The organism is Rhodococcus sp. NPDC003348, from assembly GCF_053589375.1.
This window is the reverse complement of record NZ_JBSFRT010000038.1, coordinates 33,390-60,367: the sequence shown is the minus strand read 5'-3', so window position 1 is coordinate 60,367 and position 26,978 is coordinate 33,390. Positions and strand designations below refer to the sequence as shown.

The 26,978-nt window shown below is 72.1% G+C and carries 1 protein-coding gene; it reads right to left on the bottom strand.

Features of this window, described 5'->3' with window-relative positions; all coding sequences use genetic code 11:
* Positions 1-26,895, bottom strand: coding sequence for a non-ribosomal peptide synthase/polyketide synthase (locus ACWDU4_RS21785; RefSeq protein ID WP_450116004.1), 26,895 nt, complete (start codon positions 26,893-26,895; stop codon positions 1-3).
* Positions 26,896-26,978 lie beyond the last annotated feature (83 nt).

The window sequence follows — 26,978 nt, the reverse complement described above, 5'->3', positions numbered from 1 at the left end:
CTAGTGGCTGGTCAGGTACTCGTCGAGCACCGGGCCGACGACGGCGAGGACCTCGGGTTCGATCATCTGGTTGTGTTCGCAGTCGATCTCGATCTCCCGGATGCCGCCGGTGACGGCGTCGCGCCACTCCTCGGGCGAGTGGTCGTCGTCCGCGGAGCGTGCCGCGCGGAAGAACAGCAGGTCGCCGTCGAAGACGTCGGGGCTGAAGGTGCGCATGATGTGGGTCGAGTCGGTGAACCCGGCACTGATCCGCTGCAGGTGCTCGGCGGTCAATCCGGTGCTCTGCCCGAACGATTCGTCGAGCAGTTCGACGGCGCGTTCGTAGGTGAGGGTGTCGCCGTCGCCGGCGGGCAGGTCGAGACCGAGCCCGTGCAGCAGCTCCCCGACCGTGAGGGTGTCGGGGGTGCCGTCGTCGAGGCCGACGTAGCTGTCCATGATCGCCAGCGTCGCGACCTCTTCCCCGCGCGAGCGCAGTTCGACGGCGACGGCGTGGGCGATGACGCCGCCGAGCGACCAGCCGAGCAGGTGGTACGGCCCGTGCGCCTGCACCGACTGCATCTCCTGCACGTACCGCTGCGCGAGTTCGGTGACGGAGGTGAAGTGCGGGCCCCCGCTGATGACGGGCAGCTGCAGGCCGTACGCGGGCCGGTCACCCGACAGGTGCCGCACCAGACCGGCGTAGCCCCACGACAGCCCGATCCCGGGGTGGATGCAGAACAGCGGCGACCTACTGCCCTGGGTGCGCAGCGGGATCAGCACGCTCAGCGCCTGGTCGACGGGGGCCGCGCCGCCGGGTTCGTCGATGGCCAGGGCGATTCCGCGGGGTGTCGGGTCGAGGAACACCGCCTGCAGCGGCAGCCTCCGGTCGAGGCGGGACGCGATCTCGCCGACCAGGCGGGTCGCGACGATCGAGTTGCCGCCGAGGTCGAAGAAGCTGTCGGCGACCCCGACCCGGTCGACGCCGAGGACCTTCTCGAACACGTCGGTGACGGTGCGTTCGGTCGGGGTGCGCGGCGGCTGGTACAGGTCGGCGCGGGAACCGAACTCGGGGGCGGGCAGTGCCCGGCGGTCGAGTTTGCCGACCGGGGTCATCGGCACGGAGTCGAGGACGGTGACCGCGGCGGGCACCATGTGCGCGGGCAGCCGGGCCGCCACGTACGCGCGCAGCTCGCCCGGGTCGGGCCGCATGCCGTCGGCGCCGACGACGTAGGCGGCGAGCAGTGTCGCCCCCGACGGTCCGGTGTAGCCGATGGTCGCGGCGAAGCCGATCGCCGGATGTCCGGCCAGCACGGCGTCGATCTCGCCGAGTTCGATGCGGAAGCCGCGGACCTTGACCTGGAAGTCGCTGCGGCCGACGTACTCCACGGTGGCCGGCCCGTCGGTCGTGGTCCGCCAACGGACGATGTCGCCGGTGCGGTACATCTCGGAGCCGGGCTCGCCGAACGGGTTCGCGACGAAGCGGCCTGCGGTCAGCCCGGGGCGGTGATGGTAGCCGCGGGCCAGGCCCGGTCCCGAGATGTACAGCTCGCCCGGGACGCCGACCGGGACCGGGTGGAGTCGGGTGTCGAGGATCATCTCCTCGAATCCGATCGCGGGCCTGCCGATGTTGACGGCCTCGTCGGCGCTCATCGGGTCGCTGACGCTGGCCTGGATGGTGGTTTCGGTGGGGCCGTAGCCGTTGAACATGCTGCGGCCGCGCGCCCACTTGGCGACCAGCTCGGGCGGGCATGCCTCACCGGCGACGGCGAGCACCTTCAGCTCGTCGAGACCGGTGTCATCCATCGACGACAGCGCGGTCGGGGTGATGAAGGCGTGGGTGACCCGTTCGCGTCGCAGCAGGTCGGCGAGTTCGGTGCCGCCGTAGATGGTGGGCGGCACGATCACGACGCGGGCCCCGGCACTGAACGCCATCATCAGCTCGAAGACCGAGGCGTCGAAGCTCGGGGACGCCAGGTGCGAGACCCGCGACTGCGGGCTGACCTTGAAGCGGTCGTACTCCTCGGCGGTGAGGTTCGCGATGCCGCGGTGGGTGATGATCACGCCCTTCGGCAGACCGGTGGACCCGGAGGTGTAGATCAGGTACGCCGGATGCGCCAGGTGCAGGGGCGAGATGCGGTCGGCGTCGGTGATCGGGGCGGCGGACGTGGCCGCCAGCTCCTCCTCCAGGTCGTCGAGGACCAGCCACGGCACCGTGTCCGGGAGAGCATCGCGGCGGTCGGTGACGGTCAGGCCGAGCACCGCCTCGGAGTCCCGGAGCATGTAGTCGATGCGGTCGCTCGGGTAGGTCGGGTCGACGGGGACGAACCCGGCGCCGGCCTTGGCGACCGCCCAGATCGCGGCGATCTCCTCGAGCGACCGGGACATCCCCAGCGCGACAAAGGTTTCCGGTCCGACACCCCGGGCGGTCAGCGCGCGGGCGAGGCGGTTGGACATGTCGTCGAGCTCCCGATAGGTCACCCGGCGATCCCGGAAGGCCAGGGCGACGGACTCGGGGTCGACGGCGGCGGCCGCGGTGAGCAGGTCCGGCCACAGCTGGGGCGCGGCTCCCTCGGGGCCCTGCGCCGGCGCGTACTCGGCGAGTTCGACGGCACCGAGGATGCCGATGTCGCCGACGGCACCGGACGGGTCGGCGGTCACCGCGCGCAGGATCCGCAGGAACCGGTCCGCGAGCGCCCGCACGGTGTCCGCGTCGAACAGGTCGGTGGCGAAATCGAAGGCCCCGCTCATCCCGGCCGGGTTCTGCTCGTCGTCGAAGCGTTCGGCGAGGACGAGTTCGAGGTCCTCCTTCGCGACGCGGGTCGACAGGTCCATCGCCTCGGCCGCCAGGCCGGGCAGCTCCAGGTGCGGGGTCTCGGTGTTCTGGAACTCGAGGGAGACCTGGAACAGCGGCGAGTACGAGGTGGACCGCGGCGGATTCAGCTTCTCGACCAGCAACTCGAACGGCAGATCCGCGTGCGCGAACGCGTCGAGGTCGAATTCCCGGACCTTGCCGAGGAACTCGGTGAACGACTCCGCGGCGTCGATCCGGGTGCGCAGCACCAGGGTGCCGACGAACATGCCGATCATCTCGTCGAGCGCGGCATCCCCGCGACCGGCGATCGGGGTGCCGATCGCGATGTCGTCGGTGTCGCCGAGGCGGGACAGCATCAGCGCGTAGGCGGCGTGGACCGCCATGAAGACGGAGGCGCCCTCCCCGCGGGCCAGGTCGGCGACGGCGCGGTGCAGGTCGGCGGGGACGGTGAACTCGACGCGGTCGCCCCGCATCGTCTGCTGCAGGGGTCGGGGCCGGTCGGTGGGCAGGGCGAGGACGTCGGGCAGGCCGGCAAGCGCGTCCCGCCAGAACTGCCACTGTCTGCTGATCAGCGACTGCTCGTCGTCGTCGGAGCCGAGGACGCGGTGCTGCCACAGCGTGAAGTCGGCGTACTGCGCGGGCAGCGGCGTCCACTGCGGGGCCTGCCCCGCGCTGCGGGCCAGGTAGGCGGCCATCACGTCGCGGGCCAGCGTGGCGAGGGAGGCGCCGTCCGCGCTGATGTGGTGGACGACCACGACGAGGGCGTGGTCGTCCGGCGCGAGTGCGTACAGGGCGGCGCGGATCGGGACGCCGGCGCTCACGTCGAAACCGCGGGACGCGAAGTCGGTTATCCGGGAGGGCAATTCGCCAGCCGTGATCTCGGTCTCCACGAACTCGGTCAACGCGTCCGCGGTGCGGACGATCCGCTGCGTGGGCTCCCCGTCGACGACCGGGAACATCGTGCGCAGCGATTCGTGGCGGTCCAGGACGTCGGCGACCGCGCCGCGCAGCGCGGCGACGTCGAGGTCTCCGGTCAAGCGGACCGCGAGGGGAATGTTGTAGGCCGGCGAGGTGGTGTCGAACTGGTTGAGGAACCACATCCGCTGCTGCGCGAGGGAGATCGGGATCCGCTCCGGCCGCGGTCCGGCGGTCAGCGCGGGGCGGCCCCGGTCGTGCTCCGAGTCGTCGATCCTCGCCGCCAGGGCCCGCACGGTCGGCGCCTCGAACAGCGCCCGCACCCCGACGGAGGTGCCGAGCGCGGCGGCGAGCCGGGCGGTGACCCGCGTTGCGACCAGCGAGTTTCCGCCCACCTCGAAGAAGTCGTCGTCGATGCCGATCCGGTCGAGGCCGAGCACCTCCGCGAACACGTCCGCTACGGTCCGTTCCAGTGCGGTCGTCGGGGCGGTGAACCGGCCGCCGCGGCCGGCGAACCGCGGGCTCGGCAGCGCCGCGCGGTCGAGCTTGCCGACCGGGGTCAGGGGGATCTCGTCGAGGATGGTGACGGCCGCGGGCACCATGTGCGTCGGCAGCCGGTGGGCCAGGCCCGCGGTGAGTTCGGCGGGATCGAGGCGGTGCCCGGTCGCGGGCAGGACGTAGCTGGCGAGCGCGGTGTCCCCGGACGGTCCGTCGACGGCGACGGTCACGGCGAACCCGACGCCGGGCTGGGCCATGATCGCGGCGTCGATCTCGCCGAGTTCGATGCGGAAGCCGCGGATCTTGACCTGGAAGTCGCTGCGTCCCAGATACTCGACCGTGTATTCGCCGGTTCCGACGGTGCGGGTCCAGCGGACGATGTCGCCGGTCCGGTACATCCGCTCGCCCGGCGCGTACGGGTTGGCGACGAAGCGGCCGGCGGTGAAACCGGGGCGGTTGTGGTAGCCGCGCGCCAACCCGACACCGCAGATGTACAGCTCGCCGGGCGCGCCGACGGGCACCGGCTGCAGGTGGGATCCGAGCACCAGTTCCTGGACGCCGCGGATCGGGCCGCCGAGGCTGATCGGCCGGTCCGGCGTCATCGGTGCGCTGATGTTCGTCATCACCGTCGTCTCGGTCGGTCCGTACGCGTTGTGCAGCAGCCGGCCGGGCGCCCACCGGGTGACGAGGTCCGGCGGGCACGCCTCGCCGCCGAACACCACGTCCTGGAACTCGTCCAGTCCGCCGGGATCGACGGTGGCCAGCGCCGCCGTGGTGACGAAGGCGTGGGTGATGCGTTCGGCCTTGATCAGCTGCGCGAGTTCGGTTCCGCCGTAGACGGTCGGCGGTGCCAGCACCATCGTCGCGCCCGCCCCGAACGCCTGCAGGTACTCGAACACTGCGCCGTCGAAGCTGGGTGTGGAGAAGTGCAGCGTCCGGGAACCGGGTGCGGCGGCGAACCGGTCGAGCTGGTCACGCGCGAAGTTGTCCAGGCCGGTGTGGGTGACGACGACACCCTTGGGGGTGCCGGTCGACCCGGACGTGTACACCAGGTAGGCGGCGTTGGTCAGTTCGATCGGGGCGAGCCGGTCGGCGTCGGTGATGGGCTCGGCGGATTCGGCGGCGCACCGGTCGGCGAAGGCGGGGGCGTCGAGGTACAGCCAGGGCACCGAGTCGGGCAGCGTCCCGCGGTGGGCGTTCAGCGCCAGGCCGACAGTGGCACCGGAGTCCGTGAGCATCTGGGTGATGCGCTCCGGCGGATAGTTCGGGTCCACCGGGACGAACGCGGCACCGGTCTTGGCGACCGCCCACATGCACAGCACCGACGACAGCGACCGGGCGACACCCACCGCGACGAACGTCTCCGGTCCGGCGCCGAGCCCGATCAGGACCCGGGCCAACCGGTTCGAGCGTTCGTCGAGCTCGCGGTAGCGGACCTCGTGGCCCTCCGCGCTCAGCGCGACCGCGTCGGGATCGAGTGCCGCTGCGTCGGTGAGGATCTGGGGCAGCGTCCGCAGGGACCGTCCGGCGGGCCCGGCCACCGGCAGCAGTTCGGCCAGTTCGGTGGCGTCGAGGGCGTGGGCCTGTGCGACGCGGGTCTCGGGGCTCGTGGACAGCAGGCGCAGCACGCGGTGCACGCGGTCGGCGATGACGGCGATCTCGCCGCGGCCGAAGGCGTCCGAGTACTCGTACTTCAGGTGCAGTGACTCCTCGCCCGTCCGGGAGGTCGCCTCCGACGCGACAAGCGCCAGCGGATAGTGCGCGGAGTCGCGGCCGCCGACCGCTGCCACCCGCATCCCCGCGATGTCGGTGTCCTCGCTCAACCCGGCCCGGTCGACGGGATAGGACTCGAACACCGTGAGGGTGTCGAACACCGATCCCGGTCCGGCGGCCTGCTGGATGGCCGGCAGGCCGAGAAGGTGGTGGTCGAGCAGGCTCGCCTGTTCGACCTGGAGCCGATCGAGGAGCTCGCCGAGGGATTCGTGCGGGTCGAGGGTGACCCGGACCGGGATGGTGGTGATGAACAGGCCCACCATCTCCTCGATGCCGGGGATCTGCGGCGGCCGCCCGGAGACGGTGGCACCGAACACCACGTCGTCGCGGCCGGTCAGCGCGCCGAGGACGACACCCCACGCGGCCTGCACGACGGTGTTGACGGTGACGCCGCGGCCGCGGGCCAGCGCGCGCAGGCGGGCGGTGTCCTCGGAGGTCAGCGACACCGCGTACTCGCGGGACCCGGCGGGCGCCGGCTGCCCGGGTGAGATCGGGGCCAGGAGCGTCGGCTCCCCCACGTCGCCGAGGCGGTCGCGCCACACGTCCATCGAGGCGGCGCCGTCACGTCCGGCCAGCCAGTGCAGGTAGTCGCGGTACGGCCGGACCCGAGGCAGGTTCGACGCATCGGCGTCGGTGGCGTACAGGGTGAGCAGGTCCCGCAGGATCAGCGGCGTGGACCAGCCGTCGAGCAGGATGTGGTGGTTGGTGAGCACCAGGCGGTACTCCCCCGGTGCGATCGTCACCAGCAGCAACCGAAGCAGCGGCGGGGCGGTCATGTCGAAGCCGGCGGTCCGGTCCGCGTCGAGGATTCGGGTGAACTCGGACTCGGCGACGCCGCGGTCCCATCCGGTCAGGTCCGTCTCGGTCCACGGCAGCACCGCGTGGGCGGGCACCACCTGCACGGCGGTGCCGTCCGGATCATGCACGAACGCGGCCCGCAGGTTCGGATGCCGGTCCAGCAGTGCCTGGCCGGCGCGGCGCAGCCGGTCGGCGTCGACGACGCCACGCAGGTCGAGCGTCAACTGCACCACGTACGGATCGACGGCGTGCTCGGTGACGCGGGCCTGGAACAGCAGCCCCGACTGCAGCGGACCGAGCGACCAGATCTCGGACAGGTCCGGGTAGCGGGCCTCGAGGCGGTCGATGGCCCGCTGGTCGAGGTCGACGAGGTCCACGTCGGACGGGGTGAGACCCCCGGCAGCCGGGTCGGCGGCGTGCCGGGCGACGGCGGTCAACGCCTCCACCCACAGTTCCGCGAGCAGCGTGACCTCCTCCGCCGACAGCACCCCGGTCGGGAACTCCCAGGTCGCCTGCAGCCGCGACCCGTCGGCACCGGCGAGGGTGACGGCGTTGACGTCGAGGACGGCCGCGACCGGCAGGTCAGGGCTCGGCCGGTCGTCGAGGTCGACGTCGGCGACGGGCACCCAGCCGGCGTCGGTGTCGGTGACCGTGCCTCCGAGGCGGCCGAGGTAGTTGAAGGAGACCTGCGGGGTGCGGGTGTCGGCGAGTGCGGTCGTCCCGTCCGGCGGGTACCGCAGCAGCCCGAACCCGATGCCGTGGTCCGGGACCGCCAGCAACTGCTCCTTGACGGCCTTGATCGCGGCTCCGGTGGCCGGACCGGAGTCGAACGCCTCGTCGAGGTCCACCCCCTCCAGGTCGAGCCGCACCGGGTAGATGGTGGTGAACCAGCCGACCGTGCGGGCCAGATCGGCCCGGGCGGCACCGCCCGCTCCGGGCTGGTCGGCACCGCCGACGCCGGTTTCCTCGCGGCCGTGCCCCTCCACGTTGATCAGCGCGTCGGTGTGGAACTCGCCGCGATCGGCCCGCCACCGGGTCAACGCGAGCGCCAGCGCGGTCAGCAGTCCGTCGTTGACGCTGCCGTGGAAGGACTCCGGCACCGCGGTGAGGAGCGCCTCGGTGACATCGGCAGGCACCTCCACCCGCACCCGCTCCACGGTCGCGTTCACATCGACCGTGGGGTCGAGGGCCCGGGTGCCGAGCACCGGATCAGGTCCGGCGAGCACCGAGGTCCAGTACCCGAGCTCGGAGGTGCGGTCGGTGTCGGCGAGCGCGCGCGACCACCTGCGCATCGACGTTCCGACGGGTGCGAGCGCGGGTTCGGTGTCCTGCACGATCCGGGACCACGCGATCGCCAGGTCCGGCACCAGCACCCGCCACGACACCCCGTCGACCGCCAGGTGATGCACCACCAGCAGCAACCGACCGGACCCGGTGTGGTCCGACCCGCCGACCGGGTCGAACCACACCGCCTGCAGCATGATCCCGGCTTCCGGGTCGAGCCTGCCTGCTGCGTCGGCGAGCTCCGCAGCGGCGATCCGCTCGAAGGCGGCACCGCTCACGGAGTCGACGGGCACCCGGGTCAGAGCCGGCCCCACGGACCCGGGTGCGGCGACCGTCATCGTCGCGGTCGCGCGGTCGAGCCGGGCCCGGAGCATGTCGTGCCGATCCAGCACGGCGCGGAGGGTGCGTTCGAGATGCTCGCGGGTGGCGCCCGCCGGCAGGGTCAGCAGCGCCGACTGCGTGTACCGGCCCAGATCGCCCGCACCGGCCCGGTCGAGCAGCCACCGCACGATCGGGGTGGCCGGGAAGGAACCGACCCCGCCGCCGGGCAGTTCTTCGAGGACCGGCACGTCCTCGACGGTGGACTCCTCCGCTATCTCCGCGAGCGCGGCGACGGTCTTGTGCTCGAACACCTGCCGCGGGGTCAGCGTCAGGCCCGCGTCCTTCGCCCGGGCGACCAGTTGGATCGACATGATGCTGTCGCCGCCGAGCGCGAAGAACGAGTCGTCGACGCCCACGGTGCGGGACGAGTCGGCACCGCCGACGGTGTCGAGTCCGAGCACCTCGGCGAACAGCCCGGCGAGTTGTGCCTCGGCCTCGCTCGCCGGGTCCCTGCCCGCACCGGCGAGGGCCCCGAAGTCCGGCTCCGGCAACGCCTTCCGGTCCAGCTTCCCGTTCGCGGTCAACGGCAGCCGGTCCAGGTCGACGAACGCGGCCGGCACCATGTGCGAGGCGAGTTCGGCGGCGAGGTGCTCGCGCAGCCGTCCCCGGTCCACCTCGACGCCGGGCTCGCGGACCAGGTAGCCGACCAGGCGCGTCCGGCCGGCGCCGTCGTCGTGGACGGTGGCGACGGCGGCCGCGACGCCGGGGAAGCCGAGCATCTCGGACTCGATCTCGCCGAGTTCGATGCGGAAGCCGCGGATCTTGACCTGCATGTCCGAGCGACCGAGGTATTCGAGGTGCCCGGTGTGGTCCCAGCGGGCCAGGTCGCCGGTGCGGTACATCCGTGCGCCCGGCGCGCCGGACGGGTCGGCGACGAACCGGGCCGTGGTCAGGTCCGGGCGGCCGAGGTAGCCGCGGGTGACCTGGTCGCCCGCGACGTACATCTCCCCGACCACGCCCGGTGGGACCGGACGCAGGCGGCGGTCCAGAATCGACACCCGCAGACCCGGGATCGCGCGGCCCACCACGCTCGCCGACGACGTCGCGGCCAGTTCCGGAGTCAGCGGCAGCCGGGTGACGTGCACGGTGGTCTCGGTGATCCCGTACATGTTCACCAGTTCGGGTCCTGCAGTGAGATTCCCCGTCGCTTCGCTCGCCCCGCCGTGGCGGGTGTACCAGCGCCCGAGCTGCGCGAAGTCGAGGGCCTCCCCGCCGAAGATCACGTACCGCAGTGCCGCAAGCAGGTCCGCTCCGCTGGCCTCGCGGTCCGCCTCGGCCAGTTGGTAGAACGCGGTCGGGGTCTGGTTCAGGACCGTGACCTGTTCCCGTTCGAGCAGGCGCAGGAACTGCTGCGGGGATCGGGCCGTGTCGTGGTCGACGACGACGAGCCGGCCACCGTGCAGCAGCGGCCCCCACAGTTCCCAGACCGAGAAGTCGAAGGCATAGGAGTGGAACATGGTCCACACGTCCGCCGGTCCGAAGTCGAAGCTGTCGCGGGTGTTCTCGATCAGGGTCAGCACGGAACGGTGCGGGACGAGCACGCCCTTGGGGCGCCCGGTCGAGCCGGAGGTGTAGATGACGTACGCGATTGCGGCCGGGTCGAGTGGCGCGGCGCGGTCGGCGTCGGTGACGGGTGCGGGCGACATCGCGGCCAGCCGGGCCGCGACGTCCGGGGCGTCGAGCAGCACCGTCGGGACATCGCTGTCGGGCAGTCGCGCGACGTCCGCGGACACCGACAGCGTGCACACGGGGTCGGCGTCGGCGAGCATGAACGCCAGCCGGTCGGGTGGGTAGCTGACGTCGAGCGGCAGGTATCCGGCGCCGGACTTGATCACCGCGAGCAGCGCTACGACCAGGTCGGTGGTACGCGGAAGCGCGACCGCGACAAGCCGTTCCGGTCCCGCGCCGCGCTCGGTCAGCAGGCGGGCGAGCCGGTTGGCGCGGGCGTCGAGTTCCGCGTACGTGAGGGTGGTGTCCGCGAAGGTGACCGCGGTCGAATCGGGGTACGTGGCGACCGCGGACGCGAACGCGTCCGCCAGCGTGGTCTGCGGGGCGCGCCGGCCGGGGAGATTCCACTCGGTGTCGATCGCCGCGTGTTCGGCCGCGGTGCACAGGTCGAGGTCGCCGATCGGCCGATCCGGGTGACTGTTGACCGCCGTCAACAAGCGCTCGAAACGGGCGGCGAGGGTCGCGGCGGTGCGGCTGTCGAAGACGTCGGTGGCGTAGGTCAGGGCACCGGTCATCCCCGCCGGGGTGCCGTCGTCGGCGAACGTCTCGGCGAGGGTCAACTGCAGGTCGAACTTCGCCACCGGCAGATCCGGTTCGAGCGCGGTGACCGTCAGGCCGGGCAGCGTGAGGGTCGGCAGTTCGTTGTTCTGGAACTCGATCAGGACCTGGAACAGCGGGGTGTGACTGGTCGACCGGTCCGGGGCGAGGGCGTCGACGAGCACCTCGAAGGGCAGGTCGGTGTGCTCGAACGCGGCCACGTCGCGGGCCCGCACGTCGCCGATCAGATCCCGGAACGATCGTTCCGGCGGGACCGGGCTGCGCAACACCAGTGTCCCGACGAACATGCCGACCATCTCGTCCAGCGCGGCGTCGCCGCGCCCGGCGACCGGGGTGCCGATCGCGAGGTCCTCGGATCCGGTGGTCTTCGCCAGCAGCACCGCGAGCGCCGCGTGCATCGTCATGAACATCGTCGCGCCGCGGGTGCGGGCGAGGGCGGCGAGCGCCCGGTGCGTGTCGGCGTCCACGGTCAGCGGGATCCGCCCGCCGCGCAGGGTGCGCTCGGCGGGACGCGGCCGATCCGTGGGCAGCGCCAGGACCTCCGGGAGGCCGGCGAGCTCGTTCGACCAGAAGTCGAGTTGGGTGGCGTGTCGGGAGGCCGGATCGGCGGGGTCGCCGAGCAGGCCCCGCTGCCACAGTGCGAAGTCCGCGAACTGGACGGCCAGCGGCTCCCGGTCCGGCGCGACCCCCGCCGCGCGCGCGGCGTAGGCGGCCATCACGTCCCGGGCCAGCGGCGCCATCGAGAAGCCGTCCGCGCAGATGTGGTGCACGACGATCGCCAGGACGTGCTCGGTCGGCGACAGCCGGAGCAACGACACCCGGATCGGGACCCCGGCGGTGACGTCGAATCCCGCGCCGACGAATTCCGCGAGGCGGGTGGGCAACTCGGCCTCGGAGACGGTCTCGACCGACAGGTTGGTCGACTCGTCCGCGGTCAGGACCACCTGCTCCGGTTCCCGGTCCGCACCGAGCGGGAACACGGTGCGCAGCGACTCGTGCCTGGTCTGCACGTCACGGAGCGCGGCGGCCAGCGCATCGACGTCGAGGTCGCCGCTCAGGCGCACCGCGAGGGGGATGTTGTAGGCCGGCGACGCGGTGTCGAACTGGTTGAGGAACCACATCCGCTGTTGGGCCGGCGAGAGCGGCAGCCTCGCCGGGCGCGGGCCGGCGACCAGGGGCGGCCGGTCCGGTCCGGTGCCGGTGTCGGCGACCAGCTGTGCGACCTCCCGCACCGTCCGTGCCTCGAACAGGGCGCGCACCCCGACGGTCGCGCCGAGGGTGGCACCGAGCCGGGCGGCGACCCTGGTCGCGATCAGCGAGTTGCCGCCGAGGTCGAAGAAGTCGTCCTCGGCGCCGACCCGCTCCAGGCCGAGGACGTCGGCGTAGACGTCCGCGACGGTCTGTTCGATCGGATTCGACGGCGGAACATACTGTGCCGAAACGAACTCGGGCTCCGGGAGGGCCGAGCGGTCCAGTTTGCCGACCGGGGTCAGCGGGATCTCGTCGAGGAAGGTCACGGATTCGGGGACCATGTGTGCGGGCAGGCGGCCCCGGACGAACTCACGGATCTCGGTCGCCGCCGGTCGCGGCCCGGGGGTCGTCACGTAGGTGGCGAGATGGGTGTCCTCGCCCGTCCTGCGGGCGACGGTCACCGCGAAGTCGACATCCGGGTGGGCGGCGACGGCGGAGTCGATCTCGCCGAGCTCGATGCGGAAGCCGCGGATCTTGACCTGGAAGTCGGCGCGGCCCAGGTAGTCGAGCTCGAGCGTGGTCGCGCCGGTCGTCGTGCTCGTGTGCTCCGTCCACCGCACCAGATCCCCGGTCCGGTACATCCGCTCCCCGGGCTCGCCGTACGGGTTGGCGACGAACCGGCCTGCGGTGAAGCCGGGACGATCGTGGTAGCCGCGGGCCAGGCCGGGACCGCACAGGTACAGCTCACCGGGTACCCCGAGCGGGACCGGCTGCAGCCGGGTGCCGAGCACCACCTCGGAGACCCCGAGCACGGGCCCCCCGATCCCGACCGGCTCCCCCGCAACCAGCGGCTCGCTCATGTCGGCCATGATCGTCGCCTCGGTCGGCCCGTAACCGTCGAAGAACCGGCGGCCGTCCAACGCGGCCCACTTGGCGGCCAGTTCCGGTGGGCAGGCCTCGCCGCCGACCATCACGGTCGTGAACTCGTCCAGGCCGGTCGGGTCGACGGTCTCCAGGCCGGCGACGTTCACGTACGAGTGGGTGACGTGCTGGCGGGCGATCACGTCGGCGAGTTCGATTCCGCCGTACACGGTCGGCGGGACGATCACCATCGTGGCGCCGGGACCGAAGGCGAGCAGGTAGTCGTAGACCGCGCCGTCGAAACTCGGGGACGCGAAGTGCATGGTGCGGCTGCCGGGAGTCGCGCGCATCCGCTGCTGCAGTTCGTGGGTGAAGTTGTCGAGGCCGCGGTGCGGGACCACCACCCCCTTGGGGGTGCCCGTCGATCCGGACGTGTAGATCACGTAGGAGGCGTGGTCGAGGCGCAGGGGCGCCCGGCGGTCGGCGTCGCTGACCGGTGCCGCGGAGACGGAGGCGAGCAGATCGGCGGCGTCCGGTCCGTCGAGGACCAGCCAGATCACCTGGTCGGGCAGCCGGTCCACGGTCGCCGCGTCCGTGATGCCGAGTACCGCACCGGAATCGGCGAGCATGTGCGCGACCCGCTCGGGTGGGTAGTTCGGATCGGCCGGCATGAACGCGGCCCCGGACTTGGCGATCGCCCACATCGCGGTCACCGACTCCACCGAGCGGGCCAGGCACAGCGCGACGGAGGTGTCGGGTCCGGCGCCGCGGGCGATCAGCAGCCGCGCCAACCGGTTCGACGTCTCGTCGAGCTCCCGGTAGGTGACCGAGCGGTCGCCGGTCGCGGGATCGGCCGGCGGCGCGATGAGCGCGACCGCGTCCAGGTCCTGCGCGGCCGCGTCCGAGAGGATCTGCGGGAGTGTTCGCCGGTGATCGGCCGGGAGGCCCCGGGCGGGGACCAGGTCGGTGTGCTCCCGGTCGGTGAGCAGACGCAGCCGGGACAGCGGCAGATCCGGGGTCTCGGCGAGGGCGGTCAGCGCGAGGGCCATGCGGTGCCCGAACTGTTCGACCTGCTCCCGGTCGAACAGTTCCGGGAAGTACTCCAGCTTCAGGGTGAGGGCGTCGTCGTCGGTGACGACCAACGCCAGCGGGTAGTGCGCGGTGTTCGCGTTGTCGTGGACGCCGGTGACGTGCATCCCCGCGATGTCGGTGTCCGCGGTCAGCGCGTCCCGGTCGATCGGATAGGACTCGAACACGGTCAGGGTGTCGAACACGGCGCCGGCGCCGGCGCCGGCCTGGATGTCGGAGAGGCCGACGTGTTGGTGGTCGAGCAGCGTCGCCTGCTCAGACTGCAACCGGACGAGGAGGTCGAGAAGCGTCTCGTGCGGGTCCAGGGTCACCCGCACCGGCAGCGTGTTGATGAACAGCCCGACCATCGTCTCGATGCCCGGCACCTGCGGGGGACGTCCGGCCACGGTGCCGCCGAACGTCACGTCGTCGCGACCGGTCAACTCCCCCAACAGGATTCCCCATGCCGCGCGGATCATGGTGGAAATGGTGGTGCCGCGGCCACGGGCCAGTGTCCGCAACGCGTCCGCGGTGTCGGTGTCGAGGGCGACCCGCACCTCGTGCGAGGTCGGCCCGGTCGGTCGACCGTGACCGAGCAGGGTGGCGTCCGTCGCCCCGGCCAGCGCCCGCTGCCATTCGTGCAATGACTCCTCGGCCGGGCGCCGCGCCATCCAGCCGAGGTAGTCGCGGTACGGCCGCACCGGCGGCAGGATGTCGTCCTCGCCGTCGGTCGCGTACAGGGTCAGCAGATCCCGCAGGACCAGGGGCATCGACCAGCCGTCGAGCAGGATGTGGTGATTCGTCAGCACGATGCGCTGTTCGTCCGGCCCGGTGCGGATCGCCGTCATCCGCAGCAACGGCGCGGTGTCCATCTCGAATCCGCGGGCCCGATCCTCCGCCATCAGCCGGTCCAGAGCCCGGCCGCGGTCCGCGGCGGGCAGTCCGGTGAGGTCGACTTCGGTCCAGGGCAGCTCGACGTGGCGGTGCACGATCTGCAGCGCGCGGCCGGTGTCGTCGGCGGCGAACGCGGTGCGCAGATTCGGGTGGCGGTCGAGCAGCGCCTGGCCCGCACGCCGCATCCGCACCGGGTCGGCGCCGAGCACCTCGAGCGTCAACTGCACCGTGTACGAGTCGACGGGCTTGTCCCCCTCCACGTCAGGGGTGCCGGCCGCCACTGCGTGGTACAGCAGGCCGGACTGCAACGGCGACAGGGACCAGATGTCCTGCAGATCGGGGTATCGCGACTCGAGTCCGTCGATCGCCGTCTGGCTCAGGTCCACCAGATCGAGGTCGGACGGGGTCAGCCCGCCCGCGCCGGGCGCGTCCACGTGGGCGGCGAGCGCGGTCAGCGCAGAGGTCCACAGGCCGGCGATCTCCCGGACGTCCGCGGCGTCCAGGACACCCGACGCGTACGCCCACGTGGCCCGCAGCACCGGCCGGCCGTCGACCTGTGTGGTCACCGCGTTGATGTCGAGCGCCGACGCGACCGGCAGGTCGTGGTCCTGGGCTCGCTCCATGTCCACGTCCGCGGTGGGGGCCCAGCCCGTCTCCGCGCCCTCGTCGGTGAGGTCGGTCGCGAATCGGCCCAGGTAGTTGAACGCGACCTGCGGTGCGGGCTGCCCGGCCAGTTCCGCGCCGCCCTCCGGGTCGAGGTACCGCAGCAACCCGTAGCCGATGCCGTTGTCGGGGACCGCGAGCAGCTGCTCCTTGACGGCCTTGATCGCGGCACCGGTCGCGGCGCCGCCGGTGAACGCGGCGTCGAGGTCGATGTCGGGCAGGCGCAGTCGCAGCGGGTGGATCGTGGTGAACCAGCCGACCGTCCGCGACAGATCCGCGCGACTCTCGTGGGCGTCCTGTACTCCTCGGGCATCCGGTGCCGTGACGATCTGGTCCTCGCGACCGTGCCCCTCGAGCGCGACCAGGGTGCCGCCGTCGACGGTGCGGCCATGGCCGCGGTGCCACCGGGTCAGGGCCATGGCGAGTGCGGTGAGCAGTCCGTCGGTGACGCCGCCCCGGTACGTCTCGGGGACGGCGGTCAGGATCGCGGCGCTGACGTCGGCGGGCAGTTCGACGGTCAGTCGCGCCACGGTGGACTCGACGTCGACGTCGGGGTCCAGCGGCCGCGACCCGAGCAGCGGGTCCGGGCCGGTGGACATCCCGCGCCACATCGCGAGCTCGTCGCGGCGTTCGGCGGCGGCGTCGACGAGGGCATGGGCCCACCGGCGCATCGAGGTGCCGACCGGGGGCAGCGTCGCCGTCTGCCCCGCCGCGACGTGCGCCCAGGCGATCGCCAGGTCCGGGACCAGCACCCGCCAGGAGACACCGTCGACCGCCAGGTGGTGGACCACGACCAGCAACCTGCCGTCCCCGGTCGTGGAGTCGAGCCACACCACCTGCAGCATGACGCCGCCGAGCGGGTCGAGGCGGTCCTGCGCCGCGTCGAGTGCGTCGAGCGCCTCGGACGCGTACTCCGGCGTGCCCGGCGCCGCCTGGACCGCGACCCGCCGGACACACCCGGCGGCGTCGACGGCGCCGACGGGCCGAACCTCCATCACCGCACCACCAGTGGCGGCGGTGGTGCCGCCCGATGCTGCGGCGCCGTCGATCCGCAGCCGCGCCCGAAGCATGTCGTGCCGGTCGAGGACCGCCTGGACGGTCGCCACCAGCGGCGCGAGCGAGGTCAGATCGTGCGGCGCGCGGAGCAGCGTGGCCTGCGACATCCGGTCGAAGCGCCGTTCCCCACCGACCTCCCCGACGCTGGCGCGCTCGAGCAGCCAGCGCACGATCGGGGTCGCCGGCATGTCGCCGACCCCTCCGCCGGGCAGTTCCTCGAGGACCTGCGGACCGGTGTCCCCGGCCTGGGCGACCGCCGCGAGCGCGGCCACGGTCCGGTGCTCGAACACCTGCCGCGGGGACAGGTGGACGCCGGACTCCTTGGCCCGCGCCACCAGCTGGATCGACATGATGCTGTCGCCGCCGAGCGCGAAGAACGAGTCGTCGACCCCGACCTCCCCGACACCAAGCACCTCGGCGTACAGCTCGGCGAGGACCGTCTCGGTGTGCCCGGTGGGGGCGCGCCGGGTACCGGCGCGCGGGGTGAAGTCCGGTTCGGGCAGTCCCTTGCGGTCGAGCTTGCCGACCGGGGTGACGGGCAGGTCGTCGAGCACCACCAGCGCGGCGGGCACCATGTGGGGCGCGAGCAGCGTATTGGCGAACGCGAGGACCTCGGCGCTGTCGACGGTGGCACCGATGTGGGGCACCACGTAACCGACCAGCCGGGGTCGGCCGGCGCTGTCCTGGTGCGTGGTGACGACGGCCCGGGCCACCGCGTCGTGGCGCATCAGCGCGGACTCGATCTCGCCGAGCTCGATCCGGAAGCCGCGGATCTTGACCTGGAAGTCGCTGCGCCCCAAGTACTCCAGCTCCACCCCCGCGACGTCCCCCGGCGCTCCGCTCGTCAGGGTGCCATCCCCCGTCGCTGCGCTCGTCAGGGTCCAGCGCACGAGGTCGCCGGTGCGGTACATGCGGCCGCCGGTGAACGGGTCGGCGACGAACCGTTCCGCGGTGGTGCCGGGACGGTTCCGGTAACCACGCGTCACGGACGGCCCGGTGACGTACAGCTCGCCGGTGACCCCGACCGGGACCGGGTGGAGGCGGTCGTCGAGGACGACGGCCGCGCTGCCCAGCGGGGGTCGCCCGATCGTGACCGGCCGCTCCGCGTCCATCGGCCCGGACACCGCGGCGACGACGGTCGTCTCGGTGGGACCGTAGGCGTTGTACATCGACCGGCCCGGTCGCGCCCACTGGCGGACCAGCTCCGGTGGGCAGGTGTCGCCGCCGGTGACCACGCACCGCAGATCCGGCAGCGCGTCCGCGTCGACGGAGGCGAGCGCTGCCGGGGTGACGAACCCGTGCGTGACCCGCTGCCGCCGCAGCAGCTCGGTCAGTTCGTCGCCACCGAGCATCCCGGCCGGCGCGATCACCATGGTCGCGCCGGCGCCGACGGCGAAGAACAGTTCCAGGATCGACGCGTCGAAACTCGGCGAGGAGAAGTGCAGGGTCCGCGACGCGGCCGTGACCCCGTAGCGCGCCCGCACGTCCTCGGCGAAGCCGGCCAGTCCGCGGTGCGTGACGATGACACCCTTGGGGACACCGGTGGATCCCGACGTGTAGATCAGGTAGGCGCAGTGGTCGAGGAGCAGCGGCCCGGTGCGATCGGCGTCGGTCACCGCGTCCCCCGGCAGTGCGGCGATCGACGCCTCCGTTTCAGGGGCGTCGAGGACGACGGGGGTGACGCCGTCGGGCACGATGTGCCGGTGTTCGGCGAGGGTGACGGTCCACGCGGCGCCGGAGTCCTCGAGCATGTGCAGGATCCGGTCCTGCGGGTAGTGCGGATCGACGGGCACGAACGCGGCACCGGTCTTCGCGACCGCCCACACGGTGAGGACGGAGCGCAGTGAGCGCGGCACCGCCACCGCGACCACCGTCTCGGGCCCGGCGCCGAGGCCGATCAGCCTGCGGGCCAAGCGGTTCGACGACTCGTCCAGGTCGCGATAGGTCAGTGCGTCGGGACCGTCGACGACGGCGATGCCGTCCGGGTTGCCCGCCGCGGCCGCGATGAGCAGCTCGGGCAGGGTGCGCAGCGGGACGGTACCGGGTCCCCACACCGGGGCGAGGGCGTGGGCGGTGTCGGAATCGAGGACGGCGACATCGCCGACGGGCGTGTCGGGATCGGCGGTCACCGCGTCGAGGATGCGCACCAGTCGCCGCCCGAACTCGTCGATGGTCGCGGGGTCGAAAAGGTCGGCGGCGTAGGTGAACCCGGCGTCGATGCCGGCCGGGGAGCCGTCGCCGTGGAACCGTTCCGTGCAGGTCAGCTGCAGGTCGAAGTTCGCGGTCGCGACGCCGAGGTCCAGTGCCGAGACGGTCAGGCCGGGCAGCTCGAGACGCGGCCGTTCGTTGTTGCGGAACTCGAACATCACCTGGAACAGCGGCGAGTGGGCGGTGCTGCGTTCCGGGGCGAGGGCCTCGACCAGCCGCTCGAACGGCAGATCCGACTGGTGGAACGCCTCCAGGTCGCGGTCGCGGACGGCGGCGAGAAGGTCGGTGAACGAGCGCTCCGCGGGTACCTCGGTGCGCAGTACCAGGGTGTTGACGAACATTCCGACCATGTCGTCGAGTTCGGGTTCGCCGCGCCCCGCGATCGGGGTGCCGACCGCGATGTCGTCGGTCCCGGACGACCGGGCCAGCAACACCGCCAGGACGGCGTGCATCGCCATGAACACGGTGGTGCCGCGGTCCCGGGCGATCGCGATCAACCGCCGATGCAGGTCCGCGTCGATGTCGAAGGTCGACGCGGCACCGCGCAGGGACTGGGTCGCAGGCCGGGGCCGGTCGGTCGGTAGCGGCAACAGGTCCGGCAACTCGTCGAGCGTGGTGGTCCAGTGGTCGAGTTGCCGCGCCATCAGCGACTCCGGGTCGGCGGGATCGCCGAGGACCCGCTGCTGCCACGACGCGAAATCGGCGTACTGCACCGGCAGCGGGGCCCACTGTGGGACCTGCCCGGTGGTGCGGGCGCCGTACGCGCCCATCACGTCCCGGGCCAGCGGCGCCATCGAGAAGCCATCGGCGCAGATGTGGTGCACCACGATCACGAGCACGTGCCGGTCGCCGGCGACGCGCAGCAACCGGGCCCGCAGCGGCGCGGCGGTGGTGACGTCGAACCCGGTGTCGGTCAGAGCGGTGATCCGCTCCGGCAGTTCGGATTCGCTGATCGGGACCGGAGTCAGGTCCGGGGCCACCGCGGCGGTGGGCAGGATGTCCTGGGTCGGCTCGGCGCCGACCAGCGGGAACCTGGTGCGCAGGGACTCGTGCCGATCGAGCACGTCCGCCACCGCCGTCTGCAGGGCGGGGACGTCGAGAGTGCCGTCCAGCCGGATCGCCATGGCGATGTTGTAGGCCGGGGACGTGGTGTCGAACTGGTTGACGAACCACATTCGCTTCTGCGCCAGCGCGACGGGAATCGGGTCGGGGCGCGCCTCCGGTCGCAGCGGCGGCCGGTCCGCGGCGGCCGCGGTCGCCGACTCGACGCGCAGTGCCAGGGTGGCCACCGTCGGCGCGTCGAACACCTCGCGGACGCCGACATGGGCGCCGAGCGCCCCGTTGGCGCGGGCCACCAGCCGAGCAGCGATGAGCGAGTTGCCGCCGAGGTCGAAGAAGTTGTCGTGCACGCCGACGCGGGGTATCTCGAGCAGGTCGGAGACGATCGAGCAGAGAATCTCCTCCACCGGGTTGCGGGGTGCGACGAACTCCGCCGACGCGACCAGGAACTCGGGCTCGGGCAGCGCCCGGCGATCGAGCTTGCCGGACGGGCCGAGCGGGAACTCGTCGAGGACCAGGATCTGCGCCGGCACCATGTACGCGGCCAGTTCGGTGGCCGCGTGCGTCCGGACCGCGGCCGGGTCCACCGCGGCGCCCGGTGCACCGATCACGTACCCGACCAGCGAATCCCCGGTGATGTCGTCGTGATGGGTGACGACCACGGCCTGCGCGACGCCCGGAGCCGCCAGCAGCGCGGCCTCGACCTCGCCGAGCTCGATCCGCTGCCCACGCAACTTGACCTGGAAGTCGCTGCGGCCCACGTACTCCAGTGCCCCGATGCTCGGCCGGCCCGGCGCCCGACTCGGGTGTTCGAGCCAGCGCACCACGTCACCGGTGCGGTACATCCGGCTGCCGGGTTCGCCGCTGAACGGGTCCGCGACGAACCGGTCCGCGGTCAGGTCGGGGCGCCCGACGTAGCCGCGCGCGATCTGCGCGCCCGCGAGGTACAACTCGCCCCGCACGCCCACCGGAACCGGGTGCAGGCGCGAATCCAGCACGTACAGGCGGGTGTTCCACACCGGGGCACCGATCGGCACCGTGTGGACGTCGGCGTCGGAGGTCTCCCAGGCGGTCACGTCCACCGCGGCCTCCGTCGGGCCGTAGAGGTTGTGCAGCGCGGCGGTGCAGAAGCGGCGGAACGTCTCCGCGGTGGACGGGGGCAGCGCCTCGCCGCTGCAGAACACCCGGCGCAACCCCGTGCAGTCGTCGGGGCGGGCGGCGGACAGGAAGGTCGCGAGCATCGACGGCACGAAGTGGACGGTGGTCACGTGCTCGGCGGCGATGACGCGGGACAGGTAGTCCGGGTCGCGGTGGCCGTCCGGGGCGGCGAGGACCAGCCGCGCCCCGGTCTGCAACGGCCAGAACAGTTCCCACACCGACACGTCGAACGTGACCGGGGTCTTCTGCAGTACCACGTCGGTGCCGTCGAGCGGGTAGGTGTCCTGCATCCACCGCAGTCGGTTGACGATGGCGCGGTGGGTGACCGCCACACCCTTCGGGGTGCCGGTCGACCCGGAGGTGTAGATGACGTACGCGGTCGAATCGGGATGCGGCAGCGGCAGCGGGGCGCCGCCGGAGCCGGACAGGTCGACCACGTCGAGGTCCAGTAGGTCGATGTCCTCGGGCAGCAGTGCCCGGTGCACGCCGGTGCTGAGCACGCACACCGGGGCCGCGCTGTCGAGGACGTGCCGGACCCGGGCCGGTGGATGATCCGGGTCCAGCGGCACGTAGGCGGCACCGGCCCGGATCACTGCGTAGATGGCGACCAGCAGTTCCGGGGACCGGCGCAGCGCCACCGCCACCCGAGACTCCGGGCCGACTCCGCGGGCGATCAGGATCCGTGCGAGTGCGTCGACCCGTTCCGCGAACTCGCCGTACGTCCAGGTCCGGTCGCCGGACACGAGCGCGACCGCGTCGGGGGTACGGGCCACCTGCTCACGGAACAGCCCGGTGAGCGTGGCCTCGCCGTCGAGCGCGACGACGGTCTCGTTCCAGTCCTGCACGACGCGCCGGCGCTCGTCCTCCCCGACGATGGACAGATCACCGACCAGGGCCGCCGGATCGGCCGTGATCTCCTCGAGCACGCGGACGAAACGATCGATCATCGCCGACATCGTGGTGTGGTCGAAAAGGTCTCGGGCGTAGGCGAACTGGGTGTCCAACGGGCCGGGGTCGCCGGCCTTGTCGGTGTGTTCGGTGGCGATCACCTGCAGGTCGAACTTCGCGGTTCCGGTGTCGACGTCCCGGACGTCCGCGGTGACGCCGGGCAGTTCGAGATGGGCGTCGACCGCACCCTGGAGCACCAGCATCACCTGGAACAGCGGGGAGTGCGCGGTCGTCCGGGTCGGGTGCATGGCGTCGACGAGCACCTCGAACGGCAGGTCGGTACGGCTCATCGCCGCGAGGTCGTCGCCCCGGACCCGGTCGAGCAGGGTGGCGAACGGTTCGCCGGGATCGATCCGGGTCCGCAGCACCAGGGTGCCGACGAACATGCCGACGAGGTCGTCGAGGCCGGCCTCGCCGCGACCCGACACCGGGGATCCGATCGAGATGTCCGATTCGCCGCTCGACCGGGCCAGCAGCACCGCCAGTGCCGCGTGCAGCACCATGAACAGGCTGGTGCCGTGAGCGTGGGCGAGATCGAGCAGTCGCCGGTGCAGATCGGGCTCGAGGGTCACGTCGACGGTGCCGCCGCGCATCGACGCCCGCGCCGGCCGCGGCCGGTCGGCGGGCAGTGCCAGCACCTCGGGCGCGCCGTCGAGGGCCGTCGTCCAGTACTGCAGCTGCCGGGACATCAGGCTGTCCGGGTCGTCCGCGGACCCGAGGAGGTCGCGTTGCCACAGCGCGTAGTCCGAGTACTGCACGGTCAGCGGCGCCCAGGCGGGTGGTGCACCCGCGACCCGGGCGGCGTACGCGGTCAGCAGGTCACGGGCCAGCGGGCCCATCGACAGCCCGTCCGCGGCGATGTGGTGCACCACCAGCACCAGGACGTGGGTGGTGGGCTCGATGCGCAGCAGGGTGGCGCGCAGCGCGGTGCTCGCGGTGACGTCGAAGCCCTCCGTCGCCAGTGCCCGCACCCGCGGCCGCAACTGGTCGACGGGGACATCCACCGGGGTCAGGTCGAGTGCCGACTCGGCGGCAGGGAGCACCCGCTGCACGGGTCCGGTGGGAGTGTTCGGGAACACGGTGCGCAGCGTCTCGTGCCGCGCGATCACGTCGCTGAGCGCGGCGGCCAGTGCGTCCACGTCGAGATCCCCGGACAGCCGCACCGCGATCGGGATGTTGTAGACCGCCGAGGTGGTGTCGAGCTGGTTGACCACCCACATGCGCTGCTGGGCCATCGACACCGGAACCGGACCACCGAAGGAACGAACCGTCAGCGGCGGGCGGGACGGGACCGGGACGGCCGCGCCGGCGCCGGCCGCGAGTGCAGAGGCGGCCTCGTCGGCACGGTCGGCGAGCATCGCGACGGTCGGCGCCTCGAACAGGTCGAGCACGCCGAGGGACGTGCCGAGGGCGGCGTTGGTCCGTGCGATCACCCGCGTCGCGATCAGGGAGTCGCCGCCGAGATCGAAGAAGCTGTCGTCGGCACCGACGCGGGGGTTTGTCAGGACGTCGGCGAACACCGCCGCGATCCGGGCCTCCGTGTCGGTGCCCGGTTCCCGGTACTCGGTTGCGGACGCGTCGAACCGCGGCTGCGGCAGCGCCTTCCGGTCCACCTTGCCCGCCGGGGTCAGCGGCACCCGGTCGAGGACTACGATCGTCGCCGGCACCATGTGCGCCGGCAACGACTCGGCGGCCCTGGCCAGCAGTTCCGGTTCCCGGACGGTGGCCCCGTCGACGGGCAGGACGTAGCCGACCAGGGCGACATCCCCGGACGACCGGACGTACCCGGTGGTGACCGCGAACGCGACCGACGGGTCGGCGCGCAGCACCGAGTCGATCTCGCCGAGCTCGATCCGGAAGCCGCGGATCTTGATCTGGAAGTCGCTGCGGCCCAGGTACTCCAGCTCCCCCGCGTCGGTCCACCGGACCAGGTCGCCGGTCCGGTACATCCGGCCCCCCGTGAACGGGTCGGCGACGAACCGTTCGGCGGTCACCCCGGGCCGGTTCCGGTAGCCCCGTGCCAGGCTGGGGCCGGTGACGTACAGCTCGCCGATCGCGCCCACCGGGACCGGGCGCAGGCGGTCGTCCAGGACCATCGAGCCGCTGCCCCTGGACGGACCGCCGATGGTCACCGGGAGCCGCGGATCCAGGGGTGCACTGATCCCGGCGACGACGGTGGACTCGGTGGGGCCGTACGCGTTGAACATTCGGCGCCCGGTGTCGTCCTCCGGGGCGGTGCCGACCCACTGCCGGACGAGTTCCGGCGGGCACACGTCGCCGCCGGTGATCACGCAGGTGAGGTCGTCGAGCCCCGCCGGGTCGACGGACGCCAGCGCGGCCGGGGTGACGAACGCGTGCGTGACCCGCTGCCGCCGCAACAGGTCGGCCAGTTCGGTGCCACCGAAGATCCCGGGCGGCGCGATCACCATCGTCGCCCCGACGTCGACGGCAAGCAGCAGTTCCAGGATCGACGCGTCGAAGCTGGGCGACGAGAAGTGCAGGGTGCGGGCACGGGGCGTGACCCCGAAGCGTTCCCGCATCTCCGCGGCGAAGTTCGCCAGACCGCGGTGGCCGACCACAACGCCCTTCGGCACCCCGGTCGAACCGGACGTGTAGATCAGGTAGGCGGCGTCGTCGAGGTGCGGCTCGTGGACCGGGACGTACCCGCTGCCCGACACCAGGTCGAATTCGTCGACGGCGAGCCACTCGACGAGGTCCGGGATCTGGTGCCGATGGGCCCGCGTGGTCAGGCCGAAGGCCGCGCCGGAGTCGGTCAGCATGTGTTCGATGCGGTCCGCCGGATAGTTCGGATCGACAGGGACGAACGCGGCGCCCGTCTTCGCGACCGCCCACACCGCCGTCACCGATTCGATCGATCGCGCAATCGACAGGGCCACAACGGAGTCCGGACCGACACCGCGCGCGGCGAGCAGCGAGGCGAGGAGGCCGGACCGCGAGTCGAGCTCCCGGTACGTCAGGGTGCGGTCGCCGTCGACGACGGCATCCGTGTCCGGTCCCGCGGTGACCGCGTCCGCCAGGATGCGGTCCAGCGTGCGGGGCGGCACCGGCGGCGGCCCCCACACCGGGGTCAGGGCCTGCGTCTCCGTCGGCGACATCACCGGCACGTCCCCGCAAGCCAGGTCCGGGCGGTCGAGGATTGCGGTCAGCACCTGTTCGAGGCGGGCGACCAGGACGGCGACGGCCTCCGGACCGAACACGTCGTTGGCGTGGTCCACGACCAGCGCGGGCGACCGGCCGGATCCGGCGTCGGGGAACTGCAGTACGAGGTCGGCGCCGCCCGGATGGGAGTCGGGATCGATGCCCGGCGCGGAGATCGCGACGGGGAGGAAGGGAATCGTCAGGGATTCGGCGAGGCGGGCCAGCGGCGTTCGGGAATGGGCGGCGGCGCGGCGCTCGCGGTCGAACACGGCGCGGGCGAGGTCGGAGAACGGTGTGGCGGGGTCGAGCGCGGTGCGGATCGGGAAGAGGGCGTCCGGGGGCTTGTCCGCGGCATGCGCGACGGCCGTGGCGATCGCGAAGTCGTCGGCACCGGTGAGGCGGCCGATCAGCACCGCGACCGCGCCGTGCAGCAGCGCCGCATCGTCCACCCCGAGGCCGGTGGCGACCGGGTGGACCCTCGCCCACAGGTCGGGATCCAGCTCGAATTCGGTTGTGGTGTAACCGGGTTGGCGGCGTTCGTGACGAGCGCCGGGCAGGCTGGGTTCGGCGGGGAGGCCGGCCAGTTCGGCGCGCCAGAAGTCGAGCGCGGCGGACGCGCGCAGGTTCTCCTCGCCGAGAGCGGCGGACTCGCCGTGCACTTCGGCGACGGGGGTGTCCTGCCCGGCGGCGAGGAACTCCTCCGCCAGGGCGAGGAACCGGTCGTGGTGATCGCGGAGCTCGTCGGCCCCGTATCGGTTCGGGTTGCCGCGGAAGTCGACGAGAGTACGGGCGGGAGACCCGCTCTGGTAGATGTTCACCAGCAGGTCCTGCACGGGCCCGGAGGTGACGATGTGGTACTCCCCCACCACCGAACCCAGCGTGATCTCCTGCCGGAACAGCATCACGTTGACCATCGGCCCCGACAACCCCTGACGGGCGCCGGTCAGTCCGGCGTCACGGCGGATGTCCTCGATGCTGCACCGCTGGTGACGCAGTGCGCCCATCAGTTCCAGCTGCACCCGCTGGACGAGCGAGCCGACGGTGTCGTCCGCGGCAACGGTGATGTTCAGCGGCGCAACGTTGACGAGCATGCCACCCGACCGCTGCAGCGGCGCGGTGGTGCGCGCGGACACCGGCAGGTTGACGAGCACGTCGTGCCGACCGGTCATCCTGGACAGGTAGCAGGCGAACGCCGCGATGAGCACCGCCGCGGACGTCCCGCCGAACAGGTCGTCGGACGATCCGAGCCGCGCGAGGGCGGCGGGCGTCAGGGCGGCACTCTCGAGCCGGCTGCGGGCGGAAACCGGGCCCTCACGCTGGGCGAGGGTGGACCCCGATTCGATACCCCTGATGTGTTCGGCCCAGTACTCACGGTCGGCCGTGAAGCGGCTCGACTCACGGTACTTGAGGTCCAGGTCGTACACCTTGCGTAGGTCCAACGCCCGACTCGGGTCGGGTTCAACGCCCTTCGCGGCCGCGGTGTACAGCGCCGCGATCCGGTTGACCATCGTCATGCCGCTGTAGCCGTCCAGTGCGACATGATGAATTCTGGTGTACCACAGGTAATCTCGATCGCCCACCTGGAGAATCGTCATCTCCACCAGGCGATCTCGGGTGAGTCGGATCGGCGTCACGTAGTCGGTGTCGATCCAGGCGTGCGCCGCCGCCATCGGATCCCGTTCGCCACGGAAGTCGAAGAAGCCGACACTCGAGTCGATCGACGGGTCCACGATCTGGCGGGGTTCGCCGTCGATCTCGACGAGGGTCAGGAACGGCGACTGGAACTCGTGCGCGGCCGTGACGGCGGCCTCCCGCAGCAGCGGGATGTCGATTTCGCCGTGCAGCTCGACGTACTGCGCGATGAACGTCGGCACGGTCGGGTTGAGCTGCTGCGAGAACCACATCGTCCGCTGTACGGCAGACAGCGGAAATGAACCGGACGACCCGGTCTGGTCGAGTGGTTCGGTTCCTTCGGTGTGGGGATCCC